At 69.8% G+C, this 4179-nt stretch carries 4 protein-coding genes; all 4 read right to left on the reverse strand.

Going from position 1 to position 4179, the window contains the following annotated elements:
* The coding region (locus tag HUV01_RS12910; protein WP_174298636.1) for a RelA/SpoT family protein at nt 1-1569 on the reverse strand (1569 nt) is incomplete at its 3' end.
* An 80-nt stretch (nt 1570-1649) separates the two neighbouring features.
* Entirely contained in the window at nt 1650-2429 is a 780-nt protein-coding gene (locus HUV01_RS12915) for a sulfite exporter TauE/SafE family protein (RefSeq protein ID WP_174298633.1), read from the reverse strand.
* The gene (locus HUV01_RS12920; protein WP_174298634.1) at nt 2426-2710 is read right to left on the reverse strand and encodes a hypothetical protein; all 285 of its coding nucleotides are present in this window, start codon (nt 2708-2710) and stop codon (nt 2426-2428) included. The genes HUV01_RS12915 and HUV01_RS12920 overlap by 4 nt, the downstream gene beginning before the upstream one ends.
* Nucleotides 2711-2716: 6 nt before the next feature.
* Entirely contained in the window at nt 2717-3937 is a 1221-nt protein-coding gene (locus HUV01_RS12925; RefSeq protein ID WP_174298635.1) for an LL-diaminopimelate aminotransferase, read from the reverse strand.
* Nucleotides 3938-4179: the final 242 nt, after the last annotated feature.

The raw sequence follows: 4179 nt of genomic DNA on the forward strand, positions 1-4179 counted from the left end.
GCCCTCGTCCGCCAGCTTCAGGCGGACCAGCGCCTGGCCGGGCGCGTCGGCGGCGAGCGTCGCGGGCAGGCGCGCGACGATGTCGTCGTACAGCTTGCGGCCGAGCGTCACCTGCTCGTCCCGCTCGGCGGCGCGCAGGTGACGGCGGATCGCGGCCAGCGCCTTGCCCGTGGTCGCGAACGTCATCCAGGCGGGCTGCGGCGCCTGCGCCTTCGATTTCAGGATCTGCACCTGGTCGCCGTTCTCCAGCACGGTCTTGAGCGGGACGAGGCGCGCGTTGACCTTGGCGCCCACCGTCTGGTCGCCGAGGTCGGTGTGGACGGCATAGGCGAAGTCGATCGCGGTCGCGCCCTTGGGCAGCTGGATCAGCTCGCCCTTGGGCGTGAAGGCGAAGATGCGGTCCTGGTACATCGCCATGCGCGTGTGCTCGAGCAGCTCCTCGGGCGAGGCGGCGGTGTCGAGGATCTCGACGAGGTCGGCGATCCAGCTGTGCTGCGTCTCGGGACGGACGCCCAGGCCCCCGCCCCCGCTCCCGTTCTGCTTGTAGGCCCAGTGGGCGGCGAGGCCGAACTCGGCCTCCGCGTGCATCTCCGGCGTCCTGATCTGGATCTCGACGCGCGTGTTCTCGGCATGGATGACGCTGGTGTGGAGCGAGCGGTAGCCGTTGCGCTTGGGCGTCGAGACATAGTCCTTGAACCGGCCCGGCACCATCGGCCAGCGCCGGTGGATGACACCCAGCGCGCGATAGCAGTCCTCCTCCGTCGGCACGATCGCCCGGAATGCCATGACGTCGGACAGCTGCTCGAAGCTGATGTGGCGTTCCTGCATCTTCTTCCAGATGCTGAACGGATGCTTCTCGCGCCCCGATATCTCGATGTCCATGGCGTGGCGCGACAGCAGCAGCTTCAGGCCCGAGCCGATCTTGGCGATCCGGTCGCCGCCGCCGGCCTTCAGCTGTTCGAGGCGGCGGCTGATCGATTCGGACGCCTCCGGCTCGATCTGCGCGAAGGCGAGCGTCTGCATCTCCTTCATGAACTCGTACATGCCGATGCGTTCGGCGAGCGGGGCGTAGATCTCCATCGTCTCGCGCGCGATGCGGCGGCGCTTCTCGGGCTTGGCGATGAAGTGCAGCGTGCGCATGTTGTGGAGGCGGTCGGCGAGCTTCACCAGCAGCACGCGGATGTCGTCGCTCATCGCGAGCAGGAACTTGCGCAGGTTCTCCGCCGCGCGCTCGTTGTCGCTCTGCGCCTCGATGCGCGACAGCTTGGTGACGCCGTCGACCAGCCGGGCCACCGACGGCCCGAACAGCTGCGCGATCTGTTCGGGGGTGGCGACGGTGTCCTCCACCGTGTCGTGGAGGATGGCGGTGGCGATCGTCTCGTCGTCGAGGCGCAGCTCGGTCAGGATGCCCGCCACCTCGATCGGGTGGCTGAAATACGGGTCGCCGCTCGCGCGCTTCTGCGTGCCGTGCGCGTTGACCGAGAAGACGTAGGCGCGGTTCAGCAGCGCCTCGTCGGCGTGCGGATCATAGTCGAGGACGCGATCGATCAGTTCGTATTGGCGCAGCACGGGACGGAGATGGGGCCGCGCGGTGCCGCTTGGCAACATGCTTGTTCGATCCGCCCATGGAGTTCAGCGGATCCGACGGCTCAGAACACCAGCTTGCCGCCCACGATCACCAGCGTCGTCGCCAGCACCGGCACCAGCACCCGGTCCGATATCCGGCTCGCGATCAGGCTGCCGACGACGATGCCGGGGATCGAGCCGATCAGCAGCGAGACCAGCAGCGAGCCGTTGACCGATCCCATCGCCCATTGGCCGACGCCGGCGATCAGCGTCAGCGGCACCGCATGCGCGATGTCCGACCCGACGAGGCGGGCGAGCGGCACGCGCGGATAGAGCACCAGCAGCGCGGTCATGCCCAGCGCGCCGGCCCCGACCGAGGTGAGCGTGACGAGCGCGCCGAGCGCGATGCCGAGCAGGACGGTGAGCGCGGGCACCCGCCGTTCGCTGACCCGCTCGAACGCGACCGTGAGCCGCGCCACGATACGCGCCCGGAAGAAGGTCGCGATACCGGTCAGCACGAGCGCGGCGCCCAGCACGACGACGATCGCATGGTCGGTGTTCTCGGCATGGCGATGCGCGATCGACAGCGCGGCGAGCGTCACCAGGCTCGCGGGAAGGCTCCCCGACGCCAGCCGCCGCACGATCCGCCAGTCGACGGTGCCGCGCGAGCCGTGGACGCCAGTGCCGGCGACCTTGGTGGCCGAGGCATAGAGCAGGTCCGTGCCGACCGCGGTCGCCGGGTGGAAGCCGAAGACGAGCACCAGCAGCGGCGTCATCAGCGACCCCCCGCCGACGCCGGTCAGTCCGACGAGCAGCCCGACGAGGACGCCCGCGACCGAATAGAGAGGGTTGACGTGGATCATCGGTGCTTCCGCCGTGCACGGCGGATCATCCCGACAACCAGCACGGTCAAGCCGAGGGGCACCAGCCACAGCGTGGCCAAGGCCAGCCAGAATGCCTCCCCCAGTGCGTAGAGCGCCGACCCCCAATCGTGTCCGAGGATCACGCAAGCGTAGGGGTCGCCCTCGTCGAGCCGGCAGCCGGCCGCACGAGCGATGGCGCCTGCGGCGAAGGTGGCGAGGATCGGGACGATGCCGAAAACCACCGACAGCCCGCCGACGACGCAGACCCGGTCGGTCGTCACCTTGCCCTAGCCCGCGCCGCGCGCGGGCGTGTTGACGCCCATCGACTGGAGGTAGCGGCGCACGTTGCGGGCCGCCTGGCGCAGGCGCTGCTCGTTCTCCACCATCGCGATCCGCACGAAACCCTCCCCGTTCTCGCCATATCCCACCCCTGGAGCCACAGCGACCTGAGCGTGAACGAGCAATTGTTTGCTGAACTCAAGGCTGCCTAGGGCGCGGAGCGCCGGCGGCAGCGGAGCCCAGGCGAACATGGAGGCGCGCGGGGAGGGGATGTCCCAGCCGGCGCGCGCGAAACTGTCGACCAGCACGTCGCGGCGGCGGTGATACAGACGGCGGTTCTGCTCCACGATGTCCTGCGGCCCGTTGAGCGCCGCCACCGCCGCCGCCTGGACGGGGGTGAACGCGCCATAGTCGAGGTACGACTTCACCCGCGTCATCGCCGCGATCAGCGTCGGGTTGCCCACCCCGAAGCCGATCCGCCAGCCGGCCATGGAATAGGTCTTGCTGAGCGAGGTGAACTCGACCGCCACGTCCTTCGCGCCCGGCACCTGGAGGATCGAGGGCGTCGGGCAGCCGTCGTAGTAGAGCTCCGAATAGGCGAGGTCGGAGATCACCCACAGCCCGTGCTCCTTCGCGAACGCGACGACGCGCCTGTAGAAGGCCAGGTCAACCACCTCGGCGGTGGGATTGCTGGGGTAGCCCATCACCAGCACCGACGGGCGCGGCACGGTGAACGCCATCGCGCGCTCCAGGCTCTCGAAATACGCCTCATCCGGCGTCGTCGGCACGCTTCGGATCGTCGCGCCCGCGATGATGAAGCCGAAGGTGTGGATCGGGTAGGACGGGTTGGGCGCGAGCACGACGTCGCCCGGCGCGGTGATCGCGGTGGCGAGGCTGGCGAGGCCCTCCTTCGAACCCATCGTCACCACCACCTCGCTCTCGGGATCGAGGTCGACGCCGAACCGCCGGCCGTAATAGCTCGCCTGCGCGCGGCGGAGGCCGGGGATACCCTTGGATTGCGAATAGCCGTGCGCGTCCGGCTTGCGCGCGACCTCCACCAGCTTGTCGATGACATGGGGCGGGGGCGGCAGGTCGGGGTTGCCCATGCCGAGGTCGATGATGTCCTCGCCCCCCTGCCGGGCCGCCGCGCGCATCGCGTTCACCTCCGCGATCACATAGGGCGGCAGCCGCTTCATGCGGTAGAAATCGTCGGCGGGGGCGGCTGGCATCGGGCGGGACCTTTCCGCGCGCAGCCTATCCGCTCGTCCGGGCGAACGATAGCGTATCCGTGCTTTGCGTCGGACGGCGGGAGGGGCGTATAGCCGGGCCGGAGAGGAGACGGGCAATGGCCGACCGACCCGACGCACCCCCCGCACCCGCCCGCCCCGACCAGGCCGCTCCGGCCGGGGCCGCCGCCCCGTGGTTCCGGGCGTTGATGGAGGCGCAGCGCGCGATGCTGGCCGCGACCGCG

The organism is Sphingomonas bacterium (assembly GCF_903643035.1).
In the GTDB taxonomy this organism is placed as follows: domain Bacteria; phylum Pseudomonadota; class Alphaproteobacteria; order Sphingomonadales; family Sphingomonadaceae; genus Sphingomonas.